This is a genomic window from Streptomyces kebangsaanensis, assembly GCF_001906585.1.
GTDB classification, from domain to species: domain Bacteria; phylum Actinomycetota; class Actinomycetes; order Streptomycetales; family Streptomycetaceae; genus Streptomyces; species Streptomyces kebangsaanensis.
Window position 1 is genome coordinate 32,704 of sequence record NZ_JUJA01000040.1, and the last position, 1,525, is coordinate 34,228.

The window sequence follows — 1,525 nt, forward strand, 5'->3', positions numbered from 1 at the left end:
GCCACATGGACTCGGTCCGCACCGCGCGGTGGCTGCTCGACCCGGTTGCGACGTTCCGTCTGTGGCGGCGCATGAAGCTGTGGGAGCTGCGCTCCTACGACGAGGTGATCGGCCTCGAGCGGCAGCGGCGCGTCGAACGGGCCCGGCTGCGCGCCCGGTACGGACGGCGATGGCGGAGCAAGGCCCCGGTCGAGGCTGTGATGGCGCTGCGCCTCACCCGCTACGGCCGACCCCTCACCCCCGTGCAGGGCGTCCTCGACATCGAGCCCCCGCCGGCCGACGCTCCGGTGCTCGCCCTGGCGAACAAGCAGCCCGCGGCGATCGAGCCTCCGAGCACGTTCGAGGCCGCAGCCGAGCAAGCGATCGGCGTTGTTCGCGAGCCCGAGCAGACCGACCACGAACAGCCGATCACCGTCGCGAGCCTGACCGCGAGCAGCCCGAACACCGTCCGCGAACACGTCGCGAACAAGGCCGTGACCAGCCCGAACACTGATCGCGAGCCCGAGCGGCCAGCCCCGAACAATCCGGCCCCGAACACCGGAGCGCCGAGCATCGCCTCCCTTGTTCGCGATCAGATCTCGACCTCGCCGAACAACGCAGACGTCGTTCGCGCGGTGCTCGAGATCCGCCCCGACGCGGACAAGGACAGCGTCGCCGCCACCGTCCGCCGCGAGCGCCGCAAGAGCCAGATGGAGAACGGCTACGGATGAGCAGCGAACAGGGAACAGACGAGATCGAGATCCGCGAGCGGCTGATCGCCATGGGCGTCGGCCCGGCCGCCGTCCTGCCGCCCGCCCCGGCCACCGAGCCGGTGCCGCCGGCCGCGGGCGGCCCGTCCGACGCGTGGTGGGACGAGCTGTACGCCGACGAGGCGCAGCCCAAGCCCGAGCCGGAGGCGCGGCAGCCCTCGCCGCGCCTGCCGGGCTGGTGGCGGGCCAAGCCCGAACAGGGCGCCGAACAGGCCGAACAGCCCACCGAACAGACCGAGAACAACCCGGCGAACACGGCCCCGACCGGCCCGAACAGCGCCCCGATGCGCCTGCTCGCCGCCCTCCGCTGGCTCGCCCAACTCCTGAACTGAGGACCCACCTGCCATGCTGCTCGCCCTCGTCTGCCTCGCCGGACTCGCCCCCGGCCTCGCTACCGCCTGGCTGGTCCGCAGCCGCGGCCACAGCTGGGCCCTCGCCATCGCGGCCGGCGTCGGCGTGACCGCCAGCCTGCCGCTCCTGCTGCTCGCTACCGTCCTCGCCTGCCCGCCCGCCGCGTACGCACTCACCGCCGTTGCCGTGCTCGCCGCGCTCCAGGCCTACGACGACGGCCGGATCTGGATCGGCACCGCCTGGGCAACAACCGCGGCCGCCGCGTTCGCCTGCGCCGGGTGGTGGACGCCGTGACCGACGGCCGACGCCCCATCACACCGACCCGGGTCATCCCTGCCGGCCAGCCGCTGCCCGCCCCGGCCAACCCGCCCCCACCACCGCCGCCGCCCGCCCCTCCGGCCGTTCCGGACCCGGATCCGGACTGG

General features: G+C 74.1%; 3 protein-coding genes. All 3 read left to right on the forward strand.

The features are described 5' to 3' along the window. On the forward strand, nt 1-710 hold a 710-nt coding region (locus tag RH94_RS42480), incomplete at its 5' end, for a DUF2637 domain-containing protein (protein WP_324614233.1). Beyond that, nucleotides 707-1,081: a hypothetical protein gene (locus RH94_RS05400; RefSeq protein ID WP_073946504.1), complete on the forward strand. Its 375-nt coding sequence runs from the start codon at nt 707-709 to the stop codon at nt 1,079-1,081. The genes RH94_RS42480 and RH94_RS05400, both read left to right, overlap by 4 nt. A 13-nt stretch (nt 1,082-1,094) precedes the next feature. Then, on the forward strand, nt 1,095-1,394 hold the full coding sequence (locus RH94_RS05405; protein WP_073946505.1) for a hypothetical protein: 300 nt from the start codon (nt 1,095-1,097) through the stop codon (nt 1,392-1,394). The last annotated feature ends 131 nt before the right edge of the window (nt 1,395-1,525 follow it).

Excerpts from the sequence above, each read along its gene's own strand:
- RH94_RS05400 (WP_073946504.1), top strand. The coding sequence starts at position 707 with ATGAGCAGCGAACAGGGAACAGACGAGATCGAGATCCGCGAGCGGCTG.
- RH94_RS05405 (WP_073946505.1), top strand. The coding sequence starts at position 1,095 with ATGCTGCTCGCCCTCGTCTGCCTCGCCGGACTCGCCCCCGGCCTCGCT.